Source organism: Streptomyces sp. NPDC041796, from assembly GCF_055590785.1.
Genome location: NZ_JBVJAH010000007.1, coordinates 1 through 22,602 on the forward strand (window position 1 = coordinate 1; position 22,602 = coordinate 22,602).

24 protein-coding genes are annotated in these 22,602 nt (G+C 71.5%); 10 read left to right on the plus strand and 14 right to left on the minus strand.

Features of this window, described 5'->3' with window-relative positions:
- Window positions 1-300: 300 nt before the first annotated feature.
- Window positions 301-942, minus strand: a complete 642-nt coding sequence (locus tag ACZ6C1_RS15495; protein WP_469241246.1) for a DNA-3-methyladenine glycosylase — start codon at window positions 940-942, stop codon at window positions 301-303.
- 82 nt (window positions 943-1,024) lie between these two features.
- Between ACZ6C1_RS15495 and ACZ6C1_RS15500 the strand changes: the two genes are divergently transcribed.
- The 3 genes from ACZ6C1_RS15500 to ACZ6C1_RS15510 all read left to right on the plus strand — a co-directional run bounded on the left by ACZ6C1_RS15500 (window position 1,025) and on the right by ACZ6C1_RS15510 (window position 3,059).
- A complete protein-coding gene (locus tag ACZ6C1_RS15500) occupies window positions 1,025-1,807 on the plus strand; it encodes a sporulation protein (RefSeq protein ID WP_469241247.1) in 783 nt (260 codons plus the stop codon).
- A 44-nt stretch (window positions 1,808-1,851) separates the two neighbouring features.
- A complete protein-coding gene (locus ACZ6C1_RS15505) occupies window positions 1,852-2,388 on the plus strand; it encodes a YbhB/YbcL family Raf kinase inhibitor-like protein (protein WP_469241249.1) in 537 nt (178 codons plus the stop codon).
- Between the two features lie 164 nt (window positions 2,389-2,552).
- Window positions 2,553-3,059, plus strand: a complete 507-nt coding sequence (locus tag ACZ6C1_RS15510) for an HNH endonuclease (protein WP_469241251.1) — start codon at window positions 2,553-2,555, stop codon at window positions 3,057-3,059.
- A gap of 74 nt (window positions 3,060-3,133) precedes the next feature.
- Here the strand turns inward: ACZ6C1_RS15510 and ACZ6C1_RS15515 are convergent, their stop codons facing one another.
- From ACZ6C1_RS15515 to ACZ6C1_RS15530, 4 genes are all read right to left on the minus strand, one after another.
- Window positions 3,134-3,904 (minus strand): sulfite exporter TauE/SafE family protein, encoded by a 771-nt coding sequence (locus ACZ6C1_RS15515; protein ID WP_469241253.1) that lies wholly within the window; start codon window positions 3,902-3,904, stop codon window positions 3,134-3,136.
- 77 nt (window positions 3,905-3,981) lie between these two features.
- The gene (locus ACZ6C1_RS15520; RefSeq protein WP_423548760.1) at window positions 3,982-4,935 is read right to left on the minus strand and encodes an SPFH domain-containing protein; all 954 of its coding nucleotides are present in this window, start codon (window positions 4,933-4,935) and stop codon (window positions 3,982-3,984) included.
- Window positions 4,936-5,075: 140 nt separating this feature from the next.
- On the minus strand, window positions 5,076-5,504 hold the full coding sequence (locus ACZ6C1_RS15525; RefSeq protein WP_469241255.1) for an NfeD family protein: 429 nt from the start codon (window positions 5,502-5,504) through the stop codon (window positions 5,076-5,078).
- A 60-nt stretch (window positions 5,505-5,564) separates the two neighbouring features.
- Complete coding sequence (locus tag ACZ6C1_RS15530) at window positions 5,565-6,356, minus strand: ABC transporter ATP-binding protein (RefSeq protein ID WP_469241257.1); 792 nt, start codon at window positions 6,354-6,356, stop codon at window positions 5,565-5,567.
- A gap of 159 nt (window positions 6,357-6,515) precedes the next feature.
- Here ACZ6C1_RS15530 and ACZ6C1_RS15535 point away from each other — a divergent pair, with 159 nt between their 5' ends.
- Entirely contained in the window at window positions 6,516-7,349 is an 834-nt protein-coding gene (locus ACZ6C1_RS15535; protein ID WP_469241259.1) for a hypothetical protein, read from the plus strand.
- Between the two features lie 289 nt (window positions 7,350-7,638).
- On the opposite strand, the gene ACZ6C1_RS15540 is transcribed toward ACZ6C1_RS15535, so the two are convergent.
- The 3 genes from ACZ6C1_RS15540 to ACZ6C1_RS15550 form a co-directional block, all read right to left on the minus strand.
- Window positions 7,639-7,884 carry a chaplin gene (locus ACZ6C1_RS15540; protein WP_469241898.1) on the minus strand — a complete coding sequence of 82 codons (246 nt, stop codon included), beginning with the start codon at window positions 7,882-7,884 and terminating at the stop codon, window positions 7,639-7,641.
- Window positions 7,885-8,052: 168 nt separating this feature from the next.
- On the minus strand, window positions 8,053-8,715 hold the full coding sequence (locus ACZ6C1_RS15545) for a response regulator (protein ID WP_469241260.1): 663 nt from the start codon (window positions 8,713-8,715) through the stop codon (window positions 8,053-8,055).
- Entirely contained in the window at window positions 8,708-9,865 is a 1,158-nt protein-coding gene (locus ACZ6C1_RS15550; RefSeq protein WP_469241263.1) for a GAF domain-containing sensor histidine kinase, read from the minus strand. Before ACZ6C1_RS15550 ends, ACZ6C1_RS15545 begins: the two co-directional genes overlap by 8 nt.
- A gap of 273 nt (window positions 9,866-10,138) precedes the next feature.
- On the opposite strand from ACZ6C1_RS15550, the gene ACZ6C1_RS15555 reads away from it, so the two are divergent.
- From ACZ6C1_RS15555 to ACZ6C1_RS15565, 3 genes are all read left to right on the plus strand, one after another.
- Complete coding sequence (locus tag ACZ6C1_RS15555) at window positions 10,139-10,840, plus strand: SDR family NAD(P)-dependent oxidoreductase (protein ID WP_469241265.1); 702 nt, start codon at window positions 10,139-10,141, stop codon at window positions 10,838-10,840.
- Window positions 10,837-11,907 (plus strand): S-adenosylmethionine:tRNA ribosyltransferase-isomerase, encoded by a 1,071-nt coding sequence (locus tag ACZ6C1_RS15560; protein WP_469241267.1) that lies wholly within the window; start codon window positions 10,837-10,839, stop codon window positions 11,905-11,907. Before ACZ6C1_RS15555 ends, ACZ6C1_RS15560 begins: the two co-directional genes overlap by 4 nt.
- Window positions 11,908-12,210: 303 nt before the next feature.
- A complete protein-coding gene (locus tag ACZ6C1_RS15565) occupies window positions 12,211-12,966 on the plus strand; it encodes a transglycosylase SLT domain-containing protein (protein ID WP_469241269.1) in 756 nt (251 codons plus the stop codon).
- 70 nt (window positions 12,967-13,036) lie between these two features.
- Here the strand turns inward: ACZ6C1_RS15565 and ACZ6C1_RS15570 are convergent, their stop codons facing one another.
- Window positions 13,037-15,670, minus strand: a complete 2,634-nt coding sequence (locus ACZ6C1_RS15570) for an ABC transporter ATP-binding protein/permease (RefSeq protein ID WP_469241271.1) — start codon at window positions 15,668-15,670, stop codon at window positions 13,037-13,039.
- 267 nt (window positions 15,671-15,937) lie between these two features.
- On the opposite strand from ACZ6C1_RS15570, the gene ACZ6C1_RS15575 reads away from it, so the two are divergent.
- Together ACZ6C1_RS15575 and serB are read left to right on the plus strand one after the other, a co-directional pair.
- On the plus strand, window positions 15,938-17,533 hold the full coding sequence (locus tag ACZ6C1_RS15575; RefSeq protein WP_469241273.1) for a streptophobe family protein: 1,596 nt from the start codon (window positions 15,938-15,940) through the stop codon (window positions 17,531-17,533).
- A gap of 110 nt (window positions 17,534-17,643) precedes the next feature.
- The gene (serB, locus tag ACZ6C1_RS15580; RefSeq protein WP_469241275.1) at window positions 17,644-18,849 is read left to right on the plus strand and encodes a phosphoserine phosphatase SerB; all 1,206 of its coding nucleotides are present in this window, start codon (window positions 17,644-17,646) and stop codon (window positions 18,847-18,849) included.
- 85 nt (window positions 18,850-18,934) lie between these two features.
- Here serB and ACZ6C1_RS15585 read toward each other — a convergent pair whose 3' ends face one another.
- The 4 genes from ACZ6C1_RS15585 to ACZ6C1_RS15600 form a co-directional block, all read right to left on the minus strand.
- Window positions 18,935-19,453 (minus strand): SixA phosphatase family protein, encoded by a 519-nt coding sequence (locus ACZ6C1_RS15585; protein WP_469241276.1) that lies wholly within the window; start codon window positions 19,451-19,453, stop codon window positions 18,935-18,937.
- Between the two features lie 59 nt (window positions 19,454-19,512).
- Window positions 19,513-19,788 carry a hypothetical protein gene (locus ACZ6C1_RS15590; protein WP_469241278.1) on the minus strand — a complete coding sequence of 92 codons (276 nt, stop codon included), beginning with the start codon at window positions 19,786-19,788 and terminating at the stop codon, window positions 19,513-19,515.
- 202 nt (window positions 19,789-19,990) lie between these two features.
- Entirely contained in the window at window positions 19,991-20,110 is a 120-nt protein-coding gene (locus ACZ6C1_RS15595) for an SGM_5486 family transporter-associated protein (protein WP_469241280.1), read from the minus strand.
- A gap of 17 nt (window positions 20,111-20,127) precedes the next feature.
- Window positions 20,128-21,477 carry a CynX/NimT family MFS transporter gene (locus ACZ6C1_RS15600; RefSeq protein ID WP_469241282.1) on the minus strand — a complete coding sequence of 450 codons (1,350 nt, stop codon included), beginning with the start codon at window positions 21,475-21,477 and terminating at the stop codon, window positions 20,128-20,130.
- 77 nt (window positions 21,478-21,554) lie between these two features.
- Between ACZ6C1_RS15600 and ACZ6C1_RS15605 the strand changes: the two genes are divergently transcribed.
- Entirely contained in the window at window positions 21,555-22,244 is a 690-nt protein-coding gene (locus tag ACZ6C1_RS15605; protein ID WP_469241284.1) for a FadR/GntR family transcriptional regulator, read from the plus strand.
- Here ACZ6C1_RS15605 and ACZ6C1_RS15610 read toward each other — a convergent pair.
- A complete protein-coding gene (locus tag ACZ6C1_RS15610) occupies window positions 22,213-22,575 on the minus strand; it encodes a hypothetical protein (protein WP_469241286.1) in 363 nt (120 codons plus the stop codon). The genes ACZ6C1_RS15605 and ACZ6C1_RS15610 overlap by 32 nt on opposite strands.
- Window positions 22,576-22,602 lie beyond the last annotated feature (27 nt).

Consider the following 22,602-nt stretch of genomic DNA (forward strand, 5'->3'; position numbering starts at 1 on the left):
GGCGCTTCCCTTCGGTATTTCGTGTTTCCAACCTTACCAGATCCTTTTTCCGTTCCGTTCCCGGTTCGGATTCTGTTTCCGGTGGCCGTTGGAGGACCTTTGCCTTTCGGCGCTCCATCACTTTAGACCATTCTCTCTGCGACTCATAATCGGGCCGCTGGATTGCATTCCGGACATGCCGAAAAGCGAACCCTTTTGAGGGAGATCGATCTTGGGTGGTGGATGGCTGCCCTGGGGTGCCTGGAACGGCAGGCCCAGCTCTTGCAGCTCGGTAGACGTTAGGCGGTTCGGCCTCCCAAGTCAAGTCCTCCTCCGACGCGGCGAGTGGGCCCGGTAGGGGCTGACCGTGGGGTCGCCGTCGATCCAGAAGCGCCAGGGGTGGTCGGCGCCGTCGCCGCCCACGCCGGTGCGGGGGCCGGTGAGTACCTGGTCGGGAGGGACCGGGGTGCCGGTGAGGACCGAGAGAGGGGAGTCGGGGCCGGCGCAGGCGTCGGTGCCGTCCAGGGTGCGGTCGACGTCCAGGGCCGTGGCGAGGCGGGCGGGGCCCTTGGCCAGTTCCTTGTCGTGGCGGGCCGAGAGTCGACGTTTGCGGGCGAGCTCCTGGCCGACTCGGACTTCGCCGGCCCGTAGGAGGACACCGCTCGCGGCGCCCTCGGGCCCGCACACCAGGTTCAGGCAGTGCCACATGCCGTAGGTGAAGTAGACGTAGGCGTGACCGGGCGGGCCGAACATGACGGCGTTGCGGGCGGTGCGGCCCCGGTAGGCGTGGGAGCCTGGGTCGGCTTCGCCCGCGTATGCCTCCACCTCGGTGAGGCGGAGCTCGATGGGGCCGTCGTCCGTCATGCGTACGAGGGTGCGGCCCAGCAGGTCGGGGGCGACCTCCAGTACGGGGCGGTCGAAGAAGTCCCGCGGCAGCGGCGTACGGTCGGAGCTCTCGATCATGTCGTACGAGCGTACTGGGAACCGGCCGCGGTCCCTCCGCGTATGCGCGTATGTAGGGGTCAGGATCCGAAAAGGAGTGAACATGGGGTTCAAGAAGCTGCTCGCGAGCCTGGGTGCAGGGGGCGCGTCGGTGGAGACGGTGCTCACCGAGGCGAACGTCGTGCCCGGCGGGGTCGTCCAGGGCGAGGTGCGCATCCAGGGCGGTTCGGTGGATCAGCGGATCGAGGGGCTGTCGGTCGGTCTGCAGGCGCGGGTCGAGGTGGAGGGCGGTGACCAGGAGGTCAAGCAGGACATCGAGTTCACCAAGGTGCGTCTCGGTGGGGCCTTCGAGGTGAAGGCCGGCGCGGTGCACGTGGTGCCGTTCGGGCTGGACATTCCGTGGGAGACGCCGGTCACGACCATCGCGGGTCAGCAGCTGCGGGGCATGGACATCGGGGTGACGACGGAGCTGGAGATCGCGCGGGCGGTGGACTCCAGTGACCTGGACGCGATCCATGTGCACCCGCTGCCGGCGCAGCAGGCGATCCTGGACGCCTTCATCCAGCTGGGCTTCCGCTTCAAGAGCGCGGACATGGAGCGTGGGCACATCCGTGGGACGCGGCAGAAGCTGCCGTTCTACCAGGAGATCGAGTTCCTGCCGCCGCAGCAGTACCGGGGGCTGAACCAGGTGGAGCTGACGTTCATCGCGGACGAGCACGAGATGGACGTCGTGCTGGAGATGGACAAGAAGCCGGGGCTGTTCAGTGAGGGCAGCGACTCCTACCGGGCGTTCACGGTGGGGCTGAACGACTTCCAGAACACCGACTGGGCCGCCTACCTCAACCAGTGGCTCGCCGATGTCGGTGGGCGCCGCAACTGGCTCTAGGCTCGGCAGGGACCATCGAGGAACAGCGAGACGGAGGTTCTGACGTGACCGTGCAGAAGAGGGCGCCGCTCCCGCACGACTTCCATCCGCAGGTGCCGTCGTTCACCGTGGTGAGCGACGACATCGCGCCGGATGCCGTGCTGGCGGACGGGCAGGTCTACGCGAAGGGGAACACCTCGCCGCAGCTGCGGTGGGAGGGTTTCCCTGCGGAGACGAAGAGCTTCGCCGTGACGTGTTTCGATCCGGACGCGCCGACCGGGAGCGGGTTCTGGCACTGGGTGCTGTTCGACATCCCGGCGTCGGTCACGGAGCTTCCCGCGGGCGCGGGCAGCGGGAAGTTCGAGGGGCTGCCCGAGGGGGCGGTGCACGTCCGTAACGACTACGGGTCGAAGGACTTCGGTGGTGCGGCGCCGCCGAAGGGTGAGGACCACCGTTACGTCTTCACCGTGTACGCGGTGGACACCGAGAGGCTCGGGCCGGACGCGGACGCGTCGCCCGCCGTGGTCGGGTTCAACCTCCGGTTCCACACGCTGGCGCGTGCTCAGCTGATCGGACATTACGCGGAACCGGCGGAAAGCTGATCGTTCGCTTTTTGTTTGCCCGCTCCTGGTCTTGGAGAGATCAGGAGCGGGCATCTTTCGTTGCGCACGGATATTGCGTTGTCCAACCCGGCGCGCCCGGCCAGAGTTGGTCCCAGCCCCAGGCCCGCCACGAGGGCAGGGCCGGCACACGGGAGGTGGGCAGGATGCGGGACACGCTGGTGCTCAACGCGAGCTTCGAGCCGCTGTCGACGGTGACGCTGAACCGTGCGGTGGTGCTCGTCCTCCAGGACAAGGCCGTTGTCGAGCAGGAGCATCCGCGGCTGCGCATGCGGGCGGCCGCCGTCGAACTCCCGGTGCCGAGGGTGATCAGGCTCTGCAGGTACGTCCGGGTGCCGTTCCGAAGACAGGCCCCGTGGTCGAGGCGGGGTGTGCTGGTACGGGACCAGCACAGGTGCGCGTACTGCGGACGGCGCGCGACGACCGTGGACCACGTGGTGCCGCGGGCGCAGGGTGGCGGGGACAACTGGCTGAACACGGTGGCGTCGTGCGCGGAGGACAATCACCGCAAGGCGGACCGTACGCCGGAGCAGGCGGGGATGCCGCTGCTGCACCAGCCGTTCATACCGTCGCCGGCGGACGCGATGCTGCTGGCGCTCGCCGCGCGGGACCGGGCCGAGCTGCCCGATTGGCTGGCGTCGGCGGCCGCGTGACCTGAAGTCCGGAGCCGGAAGCCCGTCTCGCCGTCAGGCCGGGGCGGGCTTCGGTGTGTTTCCGTGGCACGGGGTCATGCCCTGGTGAGGAGTTGGACGATCGCGATGACTCCGACGACGACGATCACCGCGCGCAGCACGGCCGGTGGGAGGCGACGGCCGACCTTGGCGCCGAGCTGGCCGCCGATGGTCGAGCCGACGGCGATCAGCAGCACGGCCGTCCAGTCGAAGTCGGCGACGAAGAGGAAGAAGAGCGCGGCGACGGTGTTGACGACGGCCGCGAGGACGTTCTTCGTCGCGTTGAGGCGCTGCAGGCTGTCGTGGAGCAGCATGCCCATCAGGGAGAGGTAGATGATCCCCTGGGCCGCGGTGAAGTAGCCGCCGTAGACGCTGGCGAGGAGCAGGCCGGTGAAGAGGAGCGGGCCGCCGTCGGGGTCACCGGGGGCACCTTCGCGGTCGCGTCGGCGCTGGACCGCTCGGGAGATGCGCGGTTGCAGGACGACCAGGACGAGGGCGAGCGCGACCAGGACGGGGACGATGGTCTCGAAGGCGGTGGAGGGCAGGAGGAGGAGCAGTATGGCTCCGCAGAGTCCTCCGGTGGCGGCGGCGGCGCTGAGGCGCAGGATGCGGCGGCGCTGGCCGGTGAGTTCGGCGCGGTAGCCGATGGCGCCGCTGATGGCGCCGGGGATCAGGCCGAGGGCGTTGGAGACGGTGGCGGTGACCGGCGGGAGGCCGGTGGCGACGAGCACCGGGAAGGTGATCAGCGTTCCCGATCCCACGATGGCGTTGATCGTGCCGGCGCCGATGCCTGCGGCGAAGACGGCGAGCATCTCCCAGATCGTCACGCTGTGCCCTTCGTACAGGATCAGTGCTTGCGGGATCCGTGCTTGGTGCACTGATCATGCACGAAGGGGTGGGTGCGTCAGTCGACCGGGGGTTCTTCGCGGCGCTGTGCCGGGGGGCGTTCCTTGCCGGTGGAGCCGGTGTTGAAGCCGGGGGCGCCGCTGCCGAGGTTGCCGAAGGCGCCGGAGAGGCCCTTGAGGGCGTCGCCGATCTCGCTGGGGACGATCCAGAGCTTGTTGGCGTCGCCTTCGGCGATCTTCGGGAGCATCTGGAGGTACTGGTAGGAGAGGAGCTTCTGGTCGGGGTCGCCGGCGTGGATGGCCTCGAAGACCGTGCGGACGGCCTGGGCCTCGCCCTCGGCGCGCAGGGCGGCGGCCTTGGCCTCACCCTCGGCACGGAGGATGGCGGACTGCTTCTCGCCCTCGGCGGTGAGGATCTGGGACTGCCGGATGCCCTCGGCGGTGAGGATCGCGGCGCGCTTGTCCCGGTCGGCGCGCATCTGCTTCTCCATCGAGTCCTGGATGGAGGTGGGGGGCTCGATGGCCTTCAGTTCGACGCGGTTGACGCGGATGCCCCACTTGCCGGTGGCTTCGTCGAGGACGCCGCGGAGGGCGGCGTTGATCTCCTCACGGGAGGTGAGGGTCCGCTCCAGGTCCATGCCTCCGATGATGTTGCGGAGGGTGGTGACGGTGAGCTGCTCGATCGCCTGGATGTAGCTGGCGACCTCGTAGGTCGCGGCGCGGGCGTCGGTGACCTGGTAGTAGATGACGGTGTCGATGTTCACGACCAGGTTGTCCTGGGTGATCACCGGCTGGGGCGGGAAGGGGACGACCTGTTCGCGGAGGTCGATCCGGTTGCGGATCGAGTCGATGAACGGGACGACGATGTTCAGTCCCGCGTTGAGGGTGCGGGTGTAGCGGCCGAAGCGCTCGACGATGGCGGCGCTGGCCTGCGGGATGACCTGGATCGTCTTGATCAGGGCGATGAAGACGAGCACCACCAGGATGACCAGGACGATGATGACTGATGGCATCGTGTGTTCCCCGTGCCCTTCGCTGCCGGTTGTCTGCCGGTTCTGTTGCCGGATGGTTCGATGATCGAGTTTCGCAGACGGCGGGGCCATGCGTGCGCAGTTCGGCGGGAGTTGACCAGGTTGCGACTCCTGGTGTCTCGTCACATCACTACGGCGGTGGCTCCGTCGATCTCGACGACGTCGACCTGCCGGCCCGGTTCGAAGGCCTGATCGGCATCGAGGGCGCGGGCGGACCAGATCTCGCCGGCCAGTTTGATGCGGCCGCCGGCGCCGTCGACGCGTTCGAGGACCACGGCTTGGCGGCCTCTCAGGGCGTCGACATTGGTGGCGAGTTGCGGCCGCCCGTCGCGGTGGCGCGTCGCGATGGGGCGTACCACCGCGATGAGCGCGACGGAGACGACGGCGAAGACCACCACTTGGGGCACCACGCCGAACCCGAGGCCCGCGGTGACGGCCCCGGCGATCGCTCCTACGGACAACATTCCGAATTCCGGCATCGCGGTCATGACGAGCGGGATGCCGAGTCCCACCGCGCCGATCAGCCACCAGACCCATGCGTCGATGTCCACCTGGTCATGGTAGGACCGGTGGTCGGGTCGCGGACAGGGCGCGGTGGGTGCGGGTGCGCCTTACCCGAGGGGGAGGCCCTGGGCGGTGTAGCGGTCGCCGACGCGCTCGACGACGAGCGGCAGGCCGAAGCAGTGGGAGAGGTTGCGGGAGGTGAGCTCCATCTCGACCGGTCCGGCGGCGAGCACCTTGCCCTGACGGATCATCAGGACGTGGGTGAAGCCGGGCGGGATCTCCTCGACGTGGTGGGTGACCATGACCATGGAGGGGGCGTACGCGTCGCGGGCGAGGCGGCCGAGGCGGCGCACCAGGTCCTCGCGGCCGCCGAGGTCGAGGCCGGCGGCCGGCTCGTCGAGGAGCAGCAGCTCGGGGTCGGTCATCATGGCGCGGGCGATCAGGGTGCGCTTGCGCTCGCCCTCGGACAGGGTTCCGAACTTGCGGTCGAGGTACTCCGTCATGCCGAGGCGGTCGAGGAAGGCGCGGGCGCGGTCCTCGTCGACGGCGTCGTAGTTCTCGTGCCAGGTCGCGGTCATGCCGTACGCGGCGGTGAGGACGGTCTGCAGGACGGTCTGCTGCTTGGGCAGCTTTTCGGCCATGGCGATGCCGGCCATGCCGATGCGCGGGCGGAGGTCGAAGACGTCGACCTTGCCGAGCTGGTCGCCCAGGATGCGGGCGGTGCCGGAGCTGGGGAAGAGGTAGCTGGAGGCGACATTGAGGAGGGTGGTCTTGCCGGCGCCGTTGGGACCGAGGATGGCCCAGCGCTCGCCCTCCTTGACCGACCAGGAGACGTCTTCCACCAGAGCACGTCCGTCGCGGACCACGGATACGTCCACCAGCTCCAGTACATCGCTCATGAGCGCGTTGTCTCCCCTATGCGGTCGAGTCTCGTCGTCGCTTGCGCCTGTGGGCGAAGCTCCCAGGGGAAAACCTACGCCACTGCCGGCGCGACCCGGTCCTTAGGTCTCCTTTGGTCTCCTTCGGTCCGGCCCTTGGACAGTGCCTAGGGTGGGGGAATGCTTTCGGAACCACGTTCAGGACGGTTGGCCGCATGGGGGAACTCCTTGCTGGCCGGGTTGGTGTCGCCGGATGAGGCCGTGCTCGCGATCGTCGGGGACGACGCCGTGCACCGGGTGGAGGGGCTGCCGGGCGAGGACGGGCCGGTCGGCCTGACGCTGGCACTGGGGCGGCTTCGGGCGCTCGGGGTCACGGGGTGGCGGGTGGCGCTGCCGGCGCCGGGCCATCCGCTGGGGCTGAGCGGGCCGCCCGCGTTCAACGCGCGGGCACTCGAGGCCGAGGAGGCGGTCGTCGGGTACGGGGCGGCTTTCGGCCTCGTACCGGAGGTGTACGAGGCGGGTCCGGGTGGAGGTGCGGGCCCGGGCGGTGGAGTGCATCCGGAGGACGTGCACGTGGAGGTCGTCTGGCACTGTCTGCCGGTGCGGGAGGCTCCGCCGGCGGACGTGCCGTCGCTCGGGGAGGCGGAGCGGGAGCTCGCGGAGGCGCTGCGCGAGGCGACGGTCGTGCTGACACGGCTGGACGTCGCGGCGTCGGGGCCGGCGGCGGAGGCGGCGCTGGACGCGTACCGGGCGCGGGCGGAGGCCGGGCGGGAGGTGCTGGCGCCGGGGTATCCGCCGCGGGCGGCGCGGGTGCTGGAGCTGGCCCAGCGGGTGGGGTTGCTGATCTCGCTGGCGTATTCGCCGGCGTACGGGACGGGGGGCGCGCACGGCGGGGCGGTGAGCGCGTCGGAGATGGCGGCGCGGGCGGAGGCGCTCCGGCCGGTGGAGCGGGTGGCCAGGCGGGCGCAAGTGGCGGCGTTCAACGCGTGGGTGGAGGAGCGGGAGCGGGGGTGATGGGCGGGGCGGTGTGACGAGTGGGGCGGTCTGACGGGTGGGGCGGTCTGACGGGTGGGGCGATCTGACGGGTGGGGCGGGTATCACCGGCGGGCGGGGGCGGGGGGCGGGGTGGAGCGGGGGCGCTGACCGGTGGGGCGGTGTGACGGGGGGCGGGGCGGTTGCCGTCTGGTCCTGGCCGGTGGGGCGCCCCGCCGTCCGCCCCTGGGCCCGGCGTGTGGTGGCCCCGGTGGCCGGGCGTGGGACGGCCCCCAGGTGGGGCTGGGGGCCGGTGTCGGTCGTGCGGCCGTCAGTGGTTGACGGCGGTGTTGCCGAAGGCCGGGTTGAGCAGGCCGATCACGTTGACGCTGTTGCCCGAGACGTTCACCGGGACGTGGACCGGGGCCTGAACCAGGTTGCCGGAGCCGACGCCGGGGGAACCGATGGCCGCGCCGTCCGCGTGAGCACCGCTGGTGGCGGACGCGGCGCCCGCGGCGGCGGCCACGAGCCCGCCGGCGACCATGGTGACAGCAGCGGCCTTCTTCAGGTTCATCACTTCGAACATCCTCCGTTGACTATCGCCGCGGCGATCACCGCAGCACGCCATGGAGAACGTCCACGCGGCGCTCAGGTTGCGCCGAGTGGGTGACATACACACGACGGTATGAATCTCAGACCGGTGGGGCTGTTCCGGTTGACCGGGTGCGGTCAGCCGGTCAGCCGGTCAACCGGTCAGGCCGTGGCGGACCGCCCAGAGCGCGGCCTGGGTGCGGTCGGCGAGGTCGAGCTTCATGAGGATGTTGGAGACGTGCGTCTTCACGGTCTTCTCGGAGAGCACCAGCGCCCGGGCGATCTCGCGGTTGGAGCGGCCGTCGGCGATGAGACCGAGGACCTCCCGCTCCCGCTCGGTGAGGGTGCCGCCCCGGCCCGTGCCGCCGTTGTTGTCCTCCTGGGAGAGGAGGGCCACGGCCGCCTCCGGCTGGAGCAGGACGTGACCCGCGTGTACGGAGCGGATCGCACCGGCCAGCGCGTCCGGGTCGACGTCCTTGTACACGTACCCCGACGCGCCCGCCCGCAGCGCGGGGATCACCGTGCGCTGCTCGGTGAAGCTGGTGACGATCAGCACCTTCGCCGGGTTGGCCAGCTCGCGGAGCTTGCGCAGGGCCTCGATGCCGTCCATGCCGGGCATCTTGACGTCCATGAGGACGACGTCGGGGCGCAGCTCCTCGGCGCGCTCCACGCCCTCGGCGCCGTCGCCCGCCTCCCCCACGACCTCGATGTCGTCCTGGACCTCCAGGAACGTGCGCAGCCCGCGGCGGACCACCTGATGGTCGTCCACCAGCAGGACGCGGATCCCGGTCTTCCGATTGGGCACGGCCTCAGCCACCGGGGACCTCCATCTCGATCGTGGTGCCCTTGCCGGGCTCTGACTGGACGGTGAGCTTCCCGCCGACGCCGCTCGAACGGTCCCGCATCGAGACCAGGCCGAGGTGGCGGCCCGCCCGGCGGACGGAACGGGGTTCGAAGCCCTTGCCGTTGTCGGTGACGCTGAGCAGCGCGCCCTGGCCGCGCCGGACGAGGGACACGGCGACGCGGTCGGCCCCGGAGTGGCGCAGGGCGTTGTGCAGTGCCTCCTGGGCGACCCGGAGCACCGCTTCCTCCTGGGCGGCGGGCAGCGCCCGCACCCCGGAGCTGTCGAAGGTCACGTGCGCCGCGTGGGCGCGGTCCAGGACCTGTATCTGCGTGCGGAGGGTATGGACCAGGCCGTCCTCGTCCAGCGCGGCGGGGCGCAGCTCGACGACCGCGGCGCGCAGTTCGTCCGCGGCCTCGGCGGCGAGAGCGGCGACCTGCTGGAGCTCGCCCTTGGCGCGGGCCGGGTCGCGGTCGACGAGGGCCGCGGCGGCCTGGGCGGTGAGCCGCAGGGAGAAGAGCTTCTGGCTGACCGCGTCGTGCAGCTCGTGGGCCAGCCGTGAGCGCTCCTCGACGATGGTGAGCTCGCGGCTGCGCTCGTACAGCCGGGCGTTGGTGAGGGCGATCGCGGCGTGCTGGGCGAGGATGCCGAGCAACTCCTCGTCCTCCTCGGTGAAGCCGCAGCCGTCACCGGGGGCGGGTCGCCGCGGGCAGCGCTTGTTGGCGAGGAACAGCGCCCCGATGATCTCGTCGCCGTCCCGGATGGGCAGGCCCAGGAAGTCGGACATGTCGGGGTGGGCGGAGGGCCAGCCCTCGAAGCGGGGGTCCTTGCGGACGTCGGCGAGGCGCTCGGCCTTCGCCTCGTGGAGCATTGACGCGAGGATGCCGTGCTGGCGCGGCAGCGGGCCGATCGCCTTCCACTGCTCCTCGCTGACCCCGTCCACGACGAACTGGGCGAACCCCCCGTGGTCGTCGGGCACGCCCAGCGCCGCGTACTCGGCGTCGAGGAGCTCGCGGGCGGAGGCGACGATCGTCTTGAGGACGTCGCGGACCTCCAGGTGCCTGCTCATCGCCAGCAGGGCGGTACTGACGGCGGCGAGGCCGGAGCGGGGCGGTCGATCGGTCATGCGTTCACGTTACCGGCGGGCTGTGACAGTCCGTATCGGACCGGGGACGGCGGCCGGTTAGGGCGGAAGGCCTAGGTCGAAGTCCCCGGGCGGACCCGGGCCCGTGGCCGAGGCGGGGGCACGGGGGGCGGTTCCAGGCTGAGGGCATCGGTCGTCACCGGTGGCGCCGGCTCTCCGGTTTCCTCCGGTTTCTCCGGCTCTTTCCGGTTTCTTCGGTTCCTATCGGTTTCTTCGGTTTCTTTCGGTTTCTCACGTTCTCAGGGGATGGGTGTCATGGCTGTAGCGATCATCACAGGTGCTTCCAAGGGACTGGGGCGGGCGCTGGCCGTCGCGCTCGCCCGGCGGGGCTGGGATCTGGTGCTGGACGCCAGGACCGCCTCCGTGCTGGAGGAGAGTGCCCGCGAGGCGCGTGCGCACGGGACGCGGGTGGTGGCGCTGGCCGGGGACGTCACGGACGGGTGGCACCGAGCGGCGCTGGTGGCGGCCGCGCGGGAGCTGGGCGGGCTCGACCTGCTGGTGAGCAATGCGAGCGCGCTGGGTGCCGAGCCGCTCGTACGGCTGGACGCGTTGCCGCTGGAGGGGCTGCGGGTGGCGCTGGAGACGAATGTGGTGGCCGCCCTCGGCCTCGTACAGGAGGCGCTTCCCCTCCTGCGGGCGAGTGGGGCGGGAACGGTGGTCGCGGTCAGTTCGGACGCGGCGGCGGAGGCGTACGGGACGTGGGGCGGGTACGGGGCGTCCAAGGCGGCGCTGGACCAGCTGGCGGCGGTGCTGGCGGTCGAGGAGCCGGGGCTGCGGGTGTGGGCGGTCGACCCGGGCGACATGCGGACGGATCTGTACCAAGCCGCCGTCCCCGTGGACGACGACTCCGACCGCCCGAGCCCGGAGTCGGTGGTGCCGGGCTTCCTGCGGCTGCTGACGGAGCGGCCGGTGAGCGGCCGGTACACGGTGACCGCGCTGCTGGGGGTGGACGCGTGAGCCTGCTGGGGACCCTGCGGGTACCGGAGGGGCTGTCCGCGCGGGTGCCGGCCGAGCAGCGGGGCGCGGGGCGGGACGACGTGCGGCTGATGGTGTCGCGCGGGCTCGCCGTGTCGCACCACGCGTTCCGGGAACTGCCGGGGCTGTTGCGGGCCGGGGACGTGCTGGTGGTGAACACCTCCCCGACGCTGGCCGCCGCGGTGACCGGGCGCCTCGGCGGTGACGCGGTCGTCGTGCACTTCTCGACGCGGGGGGACGACGGGCGCTGGTCGGTGGAGCTGCGGGACCCGGACGGGCGGGGCAGTACGCGGCCGCGGCCGGGCGGGCCGGCGGGCGGGGTGGTGCGGCTGCCCGGTGGGGCGCAGCTGGTGCTGGAGGAGCCGCTGGGGACGGCGGCGGGGCCGTCCGCCCCGGCGCGGCTGTGGTGGGCTTCCGTTTCCGTGGGTGTGCCGGGGCTGCTGGCCGGGTACGGGCGTCCTATCCGGTACGGCTACACCGAGCGGGACCAGCCGCTGTCCGCGTACCAGACCGTCTTCGCGCGGCCGTCCCCGGACGGGGCGGGCTCGGCGGAGATGCCGAGCGCGGCGCGGCCCTTCACGGCGGAGATGGTGGCCGCGCTGGTGAGCCGGGGCGTGCAGTTCGCGCCGGTGACGCTGCATACGGGCGTGGCGTCGACGGAGGCGCACGAGCCTCCGTACCCGGAGCGGTTCGAGGTGCCGGCGGCCACGGCGTGGCTGGTCGGGGCCGCGCGGGCGGGCGGGGGCCGGATCGTGGCGGTGGGGACGACGGCGGTGCGGGCGCTGGAGTCGGCGGCCGGTGCCGACGGAGTCGTACGTCCGGCGTCGGGCTGGACGGACCTGGTGGTCACCCCCCGGCGTGGGGTGCGTGCCGTGGACGGGCTGCTGACCGGGCTGCACGAGCCGGAGGCGTCGCACCTGCTGATGCTGGAGGCGGTCGCCGGCCAGGAGGCGCTGGGCCGTGCGTACGCCGAGGCGCTGGGGCGGCTGTACCTCTGGCACGAGTTCGGCGACGTCCACCTCATCCTCCCGGAGGAGGGCCCTCACTGAGCGCATTGCGCGTGCAACAGATGGTGAGACCGTTACCCGCCCGATGTGAGCCCGCGCATAGGACCCAGGTCACTTACGAAGCCGGCTAGTGGCGCCCATGGGCGCGGGATGAGTGCTGGTGACGCGGGTGCGTGACCGGTGCGGACGCGCTCCGCGGCACCCGCTGATCCACTACCCGGCTTCGTACGTCACACCTTTGCCCCAGGATTTTGCTGCCGCTAAGAATTGCATCCGTCGCCCGCCGAGCAGGCGAAGCGCCGCCCTGGCCTTGCGACGTCCCGCGATTCGAAGAGGTACGACTGCATGTCCGCGTCCAGCACCCGCCCCGGCCTCAGCCGTCTCAAGAAGAACCACAAGTTTTCCCTCGCCGGCATTGCCACGCTGAGCGCCGCCGCGCTCGCGTTCTCCGTCGTTCCGGGCAACGACGCCGCCGCCGAGACGGAGCCGCAGGCTGTCGCCGCCGCCCCTGCTGCCGCTCCGGTCGCCGCGCTCACGAACACGCTCAGCAGCGCGCAGAACAAGCCGCTCCACCTCGGCATCGCCGAGCAGCAGACCACCATCGAGCTGAAGGCCAAGGCCGACGCCGCCGCCGCGAAGGCGAAGGCCCAGGCCGCCGCCGCCGCGAAGGCCAAGGCGCAGGCCGCCGCCGCTGCCAAGGCGAAGGCCGAGGCCGCCGCGAAGAAGCGCGCCGCCGCCAAGGCCGCCGCGAGCCGCGCCGCCGCCCGCAAGCCGGTGTTCGCCAACAACCTCGACGGCTGGATCCGCGAGGCGCTCCACATCATGAAGAAGCACAACATCCCGGGCACCTACGAGGGCATCCACCGCAACATCATGCGGGAGTCCAGCGGTAACCCCCGGGCCATCAACAACTGGGACATCAACGCCATCAACGGTGTCCCGTCGAAGGGTCTGCTCCAGGTCATCTACCCGACCTTCAAGGCCTACCACGTGCCCGGCACCAAGTTCGACCAGTACGACCCGGTCGCCAACATCGTCGCCGCCTGCAACTACGCGGCCGACCGTTACGGCTCCATGGACAACGTGAACAGCGCCTACTGAGCCTGTTCCCCCACGCCGAAGGGCGGCACCCGTGCGGGTGCCGCCCTTCGGCGTGGGCTGGTGCCACGTCCTACTTGCGCATGACCTCCGGCTCGTGGCGGCGCAGCAGGCGCGCCACGATCACGCCGCAGAGGGCGCCGAGCGCCAGGAGCGCGCCCATGTCGACCATCCACTGCCCCACCTCGTGGTCCCACAGCGGGTCCGTGTCGGTGGGGTCGTCCTGGTTCGGGAACAGCCGGTTGAGGTCGGCGGTGGTTCCGGCGGCGGCGACGGCCCAGCGGGACGGCATCAGGTACGAGAACTCGTTGACGCCGACCTGGCCGTGCAGGGTGAACAGGCAGCCGGTGAAGACGACCTGGATGATCGCGAACATCACCAGCAGCGGCATGGTCTTCTCGGCGGTCTTCACCAGCGAGGAGATGATCAGGCCGAACATCATCGAGGTGAAGCCGAGCGCCATGATCGGCAGGCTCAGCTCCAGCCGGACCAGGGAGGAGCCGAAGAGCAGGCCCTCGTCCGGTACGTCGCGCATACCGAAGCCGATGCCGCCGATGATCGCACCCTGGATGACGGTGATCAGACCGAGGACGATCACCTTCGACATGAGGTACGCCGAACGCGACAGGCCCGTGGCCCGTTCCCGTTCGTAGATGACACGTTCCTTGATCAGTTCTCGTACGGAGTTGGCGGCGCCGGCGAAGCAGGCACCCACCGCGAGGATCAGCAGGATCGTCGCCGCGCTGCCGTTCGGGCCGCGCGGGCTCGGCCTGAGCCCGTAGTTCGAGCTGATCAGCGTGGAGACCACACCGAGGACGGCCGGAAGGATCACCATCAGGGCCATGAAGCCCTTGTCGGAGGCGATCACGGAGAGGTAGCGGCGGATCAGGGTCCACAGCTGCGCGCCCCAGCTCTGCGGCTTGGGCGGGCGCATCGACTGGGCGGACGGCATCTCCACCGACTGCGGGGCCACGGCGTCGATGTCCGCGGCGTACATCTGGTAGTGCTCCGAGCCCTTCCAGCGGCCCGCCCAGTCGTAGTCGCGGTAGTTCTCGAAGGCGGAGAAGACGTCGGCCCAGGTCTCGTAACCGAAGAAGTTGAGCGCTTCCTCCGGCGGGCCGAAGTACGCCACCGAGCCGCCGGGCGCCATCACCAGCAGCTTGTCGCAGAGCGCCAGCTCGGCGACCGAGTGGGTCACGACGAGGACCGTGCGGCCGTCGTCGGCCAGGCCGCGCAGGAGCTGCATGACGTCGCGGTCCATGCCCGGGTCGAGGCCCGAGGTCGGCTCGTCCAGGAAGATCAGCGACGGCTTCGTCAGCAGCTCCAGGGCCACCGAGACGCGCTTGCGCTGGCCGCCGGAGAGGGCGGTGATCTTCTTGGTCTTGTGGATGTCGAGCTTGAGCTCGCGCAGGACCTCGTCGATCCGCGCCTCGCGCTCCTGCTCGGTGGTGTCCGCGGGGAAGCGGAGCTTCGCGGCGTACTTGAGCGCGGTGCGGACGGTGAGCTCCTTGTGCAGGATGTCGTCCTGCGGGACCAGACCGATGCGCTGGCGGAGCTCGGCGAACTGCTTGTACAGGTTCCGGTTGTCGTAGAGGACGTCACCCTGGTTGGCGGGGCGGTAACCGGTGAGCGCCTTGAGCAGCGTCGACTTGCCGGAACCCGACGGGCCGATGACCGCGACGAGCGACTTCTCCGGGACGCCGAAGGAGACGTCCTTCAGGATCTGCTTGCCGCCGTCGACCGTGACGGTGAGGTGGCGGGCCGAGAAGGAGACCTCACCGGTGTCGACGAACTCCTCGAGCCGGTCGCCGACCAGCCGGAACGTCGAGTGACCGACGCCGACGATGTCGTTCGGCCCGATGAGCGCGGAGCCGGACTTGGCGAGCGGCTGGCCGTTGACGTACGTGCCGTTGTGCGAGCCGAGGTCGCGGATCTCGAAGCGGCCGTCGGGCGTCGCGTGGAACTCGGCGTGGTGGCGCGAGACCTGGAGGTCGGAGACGACCAGCTCGTTCTCGAGCGCACGACCGATGCGCATGACGCGGCCCAGCGCCAGCTGGTGGAAGGTCGTCGGGCTGCGCTCGGCGTGGACGGGCGCGGCCATCGGGGCGTTGCCGCCCTGGCCAGGGACCTTCTGCGCGAGCTGCTCGGCCGGGCCGGGGTGGCCGGCGGGGCCGGGCTGCTGGTGCGGGACGTGCGGCTGGGCCGGGGCCTGCGCCTGGTGGGCCTGGGCCTGCGGGGCCGGGGCCTGGTAGGGCGGCGCCTGGTGGGGCTGCTGCGGCTGCTGGGGCCAGCCCTGGGGCTGCGGCGGCTGCTGGTGCGGCGCGGCCGGGGCCTGCTGCTGCCAGGCCTGCGGGGCCTGGGCCGGGGCGGCCTGTGGGGTGGCGGCCTGAGCGCTGTACGCGCCCGCGCCGGCCACGGCATCGGTCAGGCTCAGCCGGGGACCGTCGGTCGCGTTGCCGAGGTGCACGGCGGAGCCGGGGCCGATCTCCATCTGGTGGATCCGCTGGCCCTGCACATACGTGCCGTTGGTGGAGCCGTGGTCCTCGATGACCCAACTGCGGCCGTTCCAGCTGACCGTGGCATGCCGCCACGAGACCCTGGCGTCGTCGATCACCAGGTCACCCTGCGGATCACGTCCGAGGGTGTACGACCTGGACGGATCGAGAGTCCAGGTCCTTCCGTTCAATTCCAGTACGAGTTCCGGCACTCCATGCCCCACTACTTGTCCCCCGAGTTCCCCCCGTCGCAGGGAGTCTAGGGATGGCGAACATCGGGTGGAACTATTTCAGGCCCGGTGCCGGAATCGAAAGTCGGGCGGTGTGAAGACAGCGCGCAGGCACTGCGGCACCCTGCCCCCGTGTGCCGTTGACTCAGGAGAAATGCCCCCGGAGAGTGGTAAGAGCCCACGAGTGCGTACGGATCATGCGCTTACCGGGCAACTCGGTACGGATCCAGGGTCCTTCGGGGGGTCCTTATGTACGAGGACGGCAGCGGTGGGGGCGTCCGGTGGCTCGATGTGATCCTGGCCTCGATCGCCGCCGTGAGCTGGGCGCTGGTGGGTATGGCGGCTGTCGCGGCGCTGGGACTGCACCTGCTGGGAGCGGATGCGCCGGGTGGTGCGGGGGCTTCGCTCGGGCCCATGACGGCGGCCGTGGTGGTGCTCGCGGCGGGCGGTTCGGTGACCTCGCGGGGAGAGGCGTCGGTGCTCGGGCGGGAAGGCGTGGTGGTGGCGGAGACGTCCCTCGGCGTCATGCCCCTCGGCGTGGGACTCGTGGGGGCGCTGTTGCTGTCGTACGTCTTCCTGCGGTCGTTACGGGCGGCGGTGGGACGGGCCTATGTGCCCGCGGGTGAACTCGCGGCTCGGGTGGGCGTGTTGGCGACCCTCTTCGTGGCGGTGATCTGGTCGCTGGCGTGGACGGGTCACGACGTCATCACGATTGACGGGGAGTCGGGACTCGGCGTTGTCGGGGACCTGGTGGACGCGAGGGCGTCGATCGGGTTCCGCGTCGACGTGGCGCGGTCGCTGGTGGGCGCGGTCTGCTGGGTCCTGGGCGTGCTGGTGCTCGCCCTGTTGGCATCGTCCCGTGCGCCGCTGCCACCGGGGCGTGCCTGGGACGCGGTCCGGCGCGTGGTACGGCCCGCCGCCTCCGCGCTGGTGACGGTCGCGGTGGTGGCGGTGGGCGCGGGGTGGGCGGCGGCGGGGTACGCGGCGGTCGGTGACGGCCATCCGGCGAGGCTGCTGGGTGCCGCGCTCCTCGGCGCGCCGAACGGGGTGTGGCTCGGGGTCGCCCTGGGGCTGTTCGTGCCCTGGGAAGGACGGGCCTCGGGCGGGTGGGCCGGGGCGTTGCCGGACCCCCTGGACGAGCTGCTGCGCGTGTCGTCCGGCGACGCCGTGACCGTGGGGCGGCTGGTCTCCCTGGAGCGGGGTGCGTGGTTGTTGGTCGTGGCGGCGGCGCTGTTGATGCTGTGCGCCGGTGTGCTGACCGCGGTGCGGACGGCGCGGGGCGGGCTCGGCGTGGTGGCGTTCGCGGGGCGGTGCGCGGTGCGGCTGGGCGGGGTGTCGGCGGGCGCGCTGCCGTTGGCGGTGTGGCTGGCGGAGGTGTCGGCGGGCGCGTCGGTCTCGGTCCCGGACGGGGGCGGGGGCGGGGGCGGCTTGCCGGGCGGGGGTGGCTTCAGGGAGTGGCTGGGCGGGGGCGGCTTGCCGGGCGGGGGTGGCTTCGGCGAGTGGCTGGGCGAGGAGGGAGTCGGGGTCGGTTTCGGCGGGGAGGTAGTGCTGCGGGGTGATGTGGGCATGGCATTGCTGCTGGGCCTCGTGTGGGGCGCGGCGGCGGGTGGCGCCGGGGCGCTGCTGGCGTGCGGGGCGGGGGTCGCCGGGCGCCGGGCGTGGCTGCCGGCGGCGCCCAGGGCGGTGCCCTTGTGGGGTGCGGAGGCGGGGATGCACGGCGTACCGGGGCCGTACACGCCGTCGGTGCCCCACCGGCCGCCGAACCCGGACACGAACCCGTACCTGCGGCTGCCGGACCCGGGTGACCCGCCGGAGCGGGGGCGGCCGGGGCAGCCGGGCGGCTGAGGGATCGTACGGGGGCGCGGAGGGCCCGTACCGCTCGGGTGGCGGACTGATGTCCGGCACTCGGGACGGGGCGCGCCCGACCGCGTGGGGGCCGATACGGTGGGGGGACCATGAGCGCATCGCAGACCTCTGACGTTCCCACCCTTCTCGTCAAGATCTTCGGGAAGGACCGCCCCGGGATCACCGCCGGGCTGTTCGACACCCTGGCCGCCTTCTCCGTCGACGTGGTCGACATCGAACAGGTCGTGACCCGTGGCCGCATCGTCCTGTGCGCGCTCGTCACGGAGCCGACCGTGAGCAGCGAGGGAGAGCTGCGGGCCACCGTGCACGGCTGGGCCGAGTCCCTGAAGCTGCAGGCCGAGATCATCTCCGGTACCGGTGACAACCGGCCGCGCGGCTCCGGACGGTCGCACGTCACCGTGCTCGGGCACCCGCTGACCGCCGAGGACACGGCGGCCATAGCGGCCACGATCACCGGGACCGGCGGCAACATCGACCGTATCTTCCGGCTGGCGAAGTACCCGGTGACGGCAGTGGAGTTCGCCGTGTCGGGCACGGAGACGGCGCCTCTGCGCACCGCGCTGGCCACGCAGGCGCATGAGATCGGCGTGGACGTGGCGGTCGTCTCGGCCGGACTGCACCGCAGGGCGCAGCGGCTGGTCGTCATGGACGTGGACTCGACCCTCATCCAGGACGAGGTGATCGAGCTCTTCGCGGCGCACGCGGGCTGTGAGGAGCAGGTCGCCGAGGTGACGGCGCGGGCGATGCGCGGTGAGCTGGACTTCGAGCAGTCACTGCACGCGCGGGTGGCGCTGCTCGCCGGACTGGACGAGTCGGTCGTCGACAAGGTGCGATCCGAGGTCAGGCTGACGTCGGGGGCGCGCACGCTGATCCGTACGCTGAAGCGGCTCGGCTACCAGGTCGGCGTGGTGTCGGGCGGCTTCACCCAGGTCACGGACGACCTCAAGGTCCGGCTGGGTCTGGACTTCGCGTCGGCCAACACGCTGGAGATCGTGGACGGCAAGCTGACCGGCCGGGTGACCGGCGAGGTCGTCGACCGGGCGGGTAAGGCCCGGCTGCTGCGCCGGTTCGCCGCCGAGGCGGGCGTACCGCTCGCCCAGACGGTGGCGATCGGTGACGGCGCCAACGATCTGGACATGCTGAACACGGCCGGTCTGGGCGTGGCCTTCAATGCCAAGCCGGTGGTGCGCAAGGCCGCCCACACCGCCGTCAACGTGCCGTTCCTGGACACGGTGCTGTATCTGCTCGGCATCACCCGCGAAGAGGTCGAGGCGGCCGACGCCGACCAGGTCTGAGCCGGAACCGCACGCCGGAGAAGCCCGGACGCCACTACGGGTGTCCGGGCCTCTCCCTGTCTGCGTACCGGCGGGGCCCAGGGGCCTACTCGTGGGGCGCCCAGTAGCTCAGCAGCGTGCCCACACCGTGCTCCACGGACTTCCAGGAGCCGCTGAACCCGACGACGGCGAAGGCCGAGGTCGGGAAGCCGCCACGGTTCATCCGCGCCAGGGCGTCCCCGTCGGCCTGGCCGGCGAGGGCGTCGGCGGCGGCGTGCATGCCCGGGTTGTGCCCGATGACGAGAAGGTCGTTCACGTCTTCGGAGGTTTCGTTGAGCAGTGCGAGGATCTCTCCGGGTGAGGCTTCGTAGAGCCGCTCCTCGTACACGGTCTTGGGCCGCTGGGGCAGTTCCTGCACCGCCAGCTTCCATGTCTCACGGGTCCTGGCCGCGGTCGAGCACAGGGCCAGATCGAAGGTGATCCCGGTCTCCGCGAGTCGGCGGCCGGCCACGGGGGCGTCCTTGCGGCCTCGCTCCGCGAGCGGCCGCTCGTGGTCGGACACCTGGGGCCAGTCGGCCTTCGCATGCCGGAGTAGCACGATCCTGCGGGGTGTATCGACGCTCATGCTCCCCAGCTTCGCACGAAACACGCCGTGGAGCGGTGGGTGTTGACCAGCTCGCCCGCCTACCGAGCGAGCGTGTGCTGGATCTGCTCGAGGATCCGGCCGACCGCCGGGTCGTCCCCCGCCGCGTGCGCCTCACCGCCCCCGGTTATCAGACCGAAGAGGACGGCGAAGGCGAGCACGGGCAGTGCCACGGCCCACCACGGCAGCCGGGTGCCGGCGGCAGAGCCGGTCGCGCCCAGGGGCACACTGCCCATCGCGGTCCCGCCGGTCGGGGCCCCGCCCGTCATGGTCCCGCTGGTGGCGTGCGTCCGTTGCTGGTGCGTACGGGCCGACATGGCCGCCTCCATGGGTCCGTGAAGCCGAGGTCGAGGTCGAGGTACCGAAGTGACCTCAACGCTACGGATCACGTACCGCCGGGCCCATCCGGCAACCCACCCACTTGACCCTGAGCCTGACCCCCTAGGGGATGGTGGGGACAGCCCCACCACCCAGGTGTCACGGGCACCGGCTCACGGGCACCCGGTCAGGGACACCGGCTCACGGTGAGGCGATGCTGGCGATGATTCCGATCAGCACACCGATCGCCAGCATCGTGCCCAGCACGATGAGGAGCTTCTTCTGGCCGTTCTGGGGATTCGGGTCGAGCACAGGCTGCATGGGCCAAGTCTCGCACCTCAGGCTTCGTCCTCGATCGTCCGGTCCCGCCCCGCGATGATTCCGACGGCCATCTGCGGCACCATCAGCCCCATCATCAGCGCGAGCGGGGTGCCCCAGCCGCCGCTGTGCTCGTACAGGGCGCCGACCAGCGTCGGTCCGGGGATGGAGATGAGGTAGCCGACGCTCTGGGCGAAGGCGGAGAGCCGTACGACCCCGCCACCGGTCCGCGACCGCATGCCGATCATGGTGAGGGCGAGCGGAAAGGCACAGTTGGAGACGCCGAGCAGAAGCGCCCAGGCCCATGCCCCGGCGGCGGGGGCGATGTGGAGACCGGCGTAGCCGCTCAGTCCGCACAGGCCGAGGGCGACGACGATGGGGCCCTGGTTCTTCATGCGGGTGGCGAGCCTGGGGATGACGAAGGCGAGCGGTACGCCCATCACCATGGTCACGGCGAGCAGGACTCCCGCGGTGCCCGCGGAGACCCCGGCGTCGCGGAAGATCTGCGGCATCCAGCCCATGGTGATGTACGCGCCGGTGGCCTGGAGTCCGAAGAAGCAGCCGAGCGCCCAGGCGGTGCGGCTGCGGGTGATCCGGAGGGCGGGGCCCTCCCGGTCGTCCGCGCCCGAAGCCCCTCCCGCGGCCGGCGCGCCCGAAGTCCCGCCCCCCGGCGCCCCCGCGTCCGCGTCCGTCCCCCCGGCCGCCGCCGCGCGCTCGCCGCCCCGGTCGCGTACCAGCGGGAGCCACGCCACGACGGCGAGCGCGCCGAGGACCGCCCATACGGCGAGGCCGACGCGCCAGCTTCCGCCGAGCGCGTCGGTGACCGGGACGGTCGCGGCGGCCGCGAGGGACGTGCCGAGGGCGAGGGCCATCGAGTACAGGCCCGTCATGGTGCCGACGCGGTCGGGGAAGTACCGCTTGACGATGACCGGCATCAGGACGTTGCTGACGGCGATGCCCATCAGGGCGAGGGCGCTGGCGGCCAGGAAGGCGACCGTGCCGCCCGTGAAGGGCCGGATGACCAGGCCGGCCGTGATGGCCGCCATGCCGGCGAAGACGATGGCCCCGGGCCCGAAGCGGCGGGCGAGCCGGGGCGCGGTGATGCCGAAGACGGCGAAGCACAGCGGGGGTACGGAGGTGAGGACGCCGGCGACGCCGCCGCTCATGTGGAGCCCCGCTCGAACCTCTTCCAGGAGGGCGCCGAGGCTGGTGATGGCGGGGCGGAGGTTGAGCGCGGCGAGGACGAGCCCGATGATCAGGAGCCGGGTGAGCCAGGTCGCCCCCCGGTGCGGGGCGGTTTTCGCGGGGGTAGGTGCGGGGGTGAGGGTCTGTATCCGGTGCTGGGTCGGGATCTGCGGCTCGTCGGACATGGACCCATCATAGAATCATGGGATGATTGACTGTCCAATCCTCTGACGAGGCCCCCTTCCCGAGCCAAGGGAGCACCATGGCGCTCAGCTCTCCCCGCCGGTCCGCACTCTCCGACCAGGTGATCGCGGAGCTGCGGAACCAGATCACCTCGGGCGAGTGGCCGGTCGGGTCCCGGATCCCGACGGAGCCGGAGCTGGTCGAGCAGCTGGGGGTCGCCCGCAACACCGTCCGTGAGGCGGTCCGGGCGCTCGCCCACAACGGCCTGCTGGACATCCGCCAGGGCTCGGGCACGTACGTCGTCGCGACGAGCGAGCTGGCCGGGGTGATGCACCGCAGGTTCGCGGGGGCCGACCCCCGGCACATCGCCGAGCTGCGCTCCACGCTGGAGTCGTCGGCCGCCCGGCTGGCCGCCCAGCGGCGTACGGAACGGGACATGCACCAGCTGGACGCGCTCCTCGCGCGGCGCGAGGAGGCATGGGAGGCGGGTGACGCGGAGCGGTTCGTCTCGGCGGACGCGACGTTCCACCTGGCCGTGGTGGCCGCCTCGCACAACGAGGTCATGTCCGAGCTGTACGCCGACCTGGGCCATCTCCTGCGGGACTGGTTGCGCGACGACGTGGGCCAGGACCTGCGGCCGGAGAACCACATGGACCACGCCCGGCTGGTGGAGGCCATCAGGGCGGGGGACGCCGACGCGGCGGCCTCGGAGGCGGCCGGCTACCCCTTCATGTGCCTCAGCGGCGATCGGGCAGCGGCCGGTGACTGATCCAGGCGTCGTCGACCTCTTTCCAGCAGCGCTGGGTCAGCTCGGCGTAGGCCGTGGGGCCGACGTCGACGGGGGCGCTGTCGGAGTCGATGTCCCACCATCGGGCGCACTCGACGTGCAGCTGGACCCGGTCCGTGCCGGGGTAGGGGTTGTGACAGTACGCCGTGACGCGTGAGCCCTCGACCGACGTACGGCATGAGGCGAGGTACGCGTCCCTCTCGGCGGCATGGGCCTGGGCGCTGAGGGCGATCCCCGACAGCAGGGCCGCGGTCGCGGCCAGGGATCCGGCCCGACGGTGCTTCGCCTGGCGCTCGGCCTGGTGTTTCGTCACCACAGCCACACCTCCTCCCCGAACTCC

Coding starts and splice junctions, on each gene's coding strand:
- ACZ6C1_RS15535 (WP_469241259.1), top strand. CDS start 6,516: ATGCTTTCGGAACCACGTTCAGGACGGTTGGCCGCATGGGGGAACTCC.
- ACZ6C1_RS15550 (WP_469241263.1), bottom strand. CDS start 9,865: ATGACCGATCGACCGCCCCGCTCCGGCCTCGCCGCCGTCAGTACCGCC.
- ACZ6C1_RS15495 (WP_469241246.1), bottom strand. CDS start 942: ATGATCGAGAGCTCCGACCGTACGCCGCTGCCGCGGGACTTCTTCGAC.
- ACZ6C1_RS15500 (WP_469241247.1), top strand. CDS start 1,025: ATGGGGTTCAAGAAGCTGCTCGCGAGCCTGGGTGCAGGGGGCGCGTCG.
- ACZ6C1_RS15590 (WP_469241278.1), bottom strand. CDS start 19,788: ATGTCGGCCCGTACGCACCAGCAACGGACGCACGCCACCAGCGGGACC.
- ACZ6C1_RS15530 (WP_469241257.1), bottom strand. CDS start 6,356: ATGAGCGATGTACTGGAGCTGGTGGACGTATCCGTGGTCCGCGACGGA.
- ACZ6C1_RS15555 (WP_469241265.1), top strand. CDS start 10,139: ATGGCTGTAGCGATCATCACAGGTGCTTCCAAGGGACTGGGGCGGGCG.
- ACZ6C1_RS15565 (WP_469241269.1), top strand. CDS start 12,211: ATGTCCGCGTCCAGCACCCGCCCCGGCCTCAGCCGTCTCAAGAAGAAC.
- ACZ6C1_RS15600 (WP_469241282.1), bottom strand. CDS start 21,477: ATGTCCGACGAGCCGCAGATCCCGACCCAGCACCGGATACAGACCCTC.
- ACZ6C1_RS15605 (WP_469241284.1), top strand. CDS start 21,555: ATGGCGCTCAGCTCTCCCCGCCGGTCCGCACTCTCCGACCAGGTGATC.
- ACZ6C1_RS15510 (WP_469241251.1), top strand. CDS start 2,553: ATGCGGGACACGCTGGTGCTCAACGCGAGCTTCGAGCCGCTGTCGACG.
- ACZ6C1_RS15595 (WP_469241280.1), bottom strand. CDS start 20,110: ATGCAGCCTGTGCTCGACCCGAATCCCCAGAACGGCCAGAAGAAGCTC.
- ACZ6C1_RS15585 (WP_469241276.1), bottom strand. CDS start 19,453: ATGAGCGTCGATACACCCCGCAGGATCGTGCTACTCCGGCATGCGAAG.
- ACZ6C1_RS15575 (WP_469241273.1), top strand. CDS start 15,938: ATGTACGAGGACGGCAGCGGTGGGGGCGTCCGGTGGCTCGATGTGATC.
- ACZ6C1_RS15520 (WP_423548760.1), bottom strand. CDS start 4,935: ATGCCATCAGTCATCATCGTCCTGGTCATCCTGGTGGTGCTCGTCTTC.
- serB (WP_469241275.1), top strand. CDS start 17,644: ATGAGCGCATCGCAGACCTCTGACGTTCCCACCCTTCTCGTCAAGATC.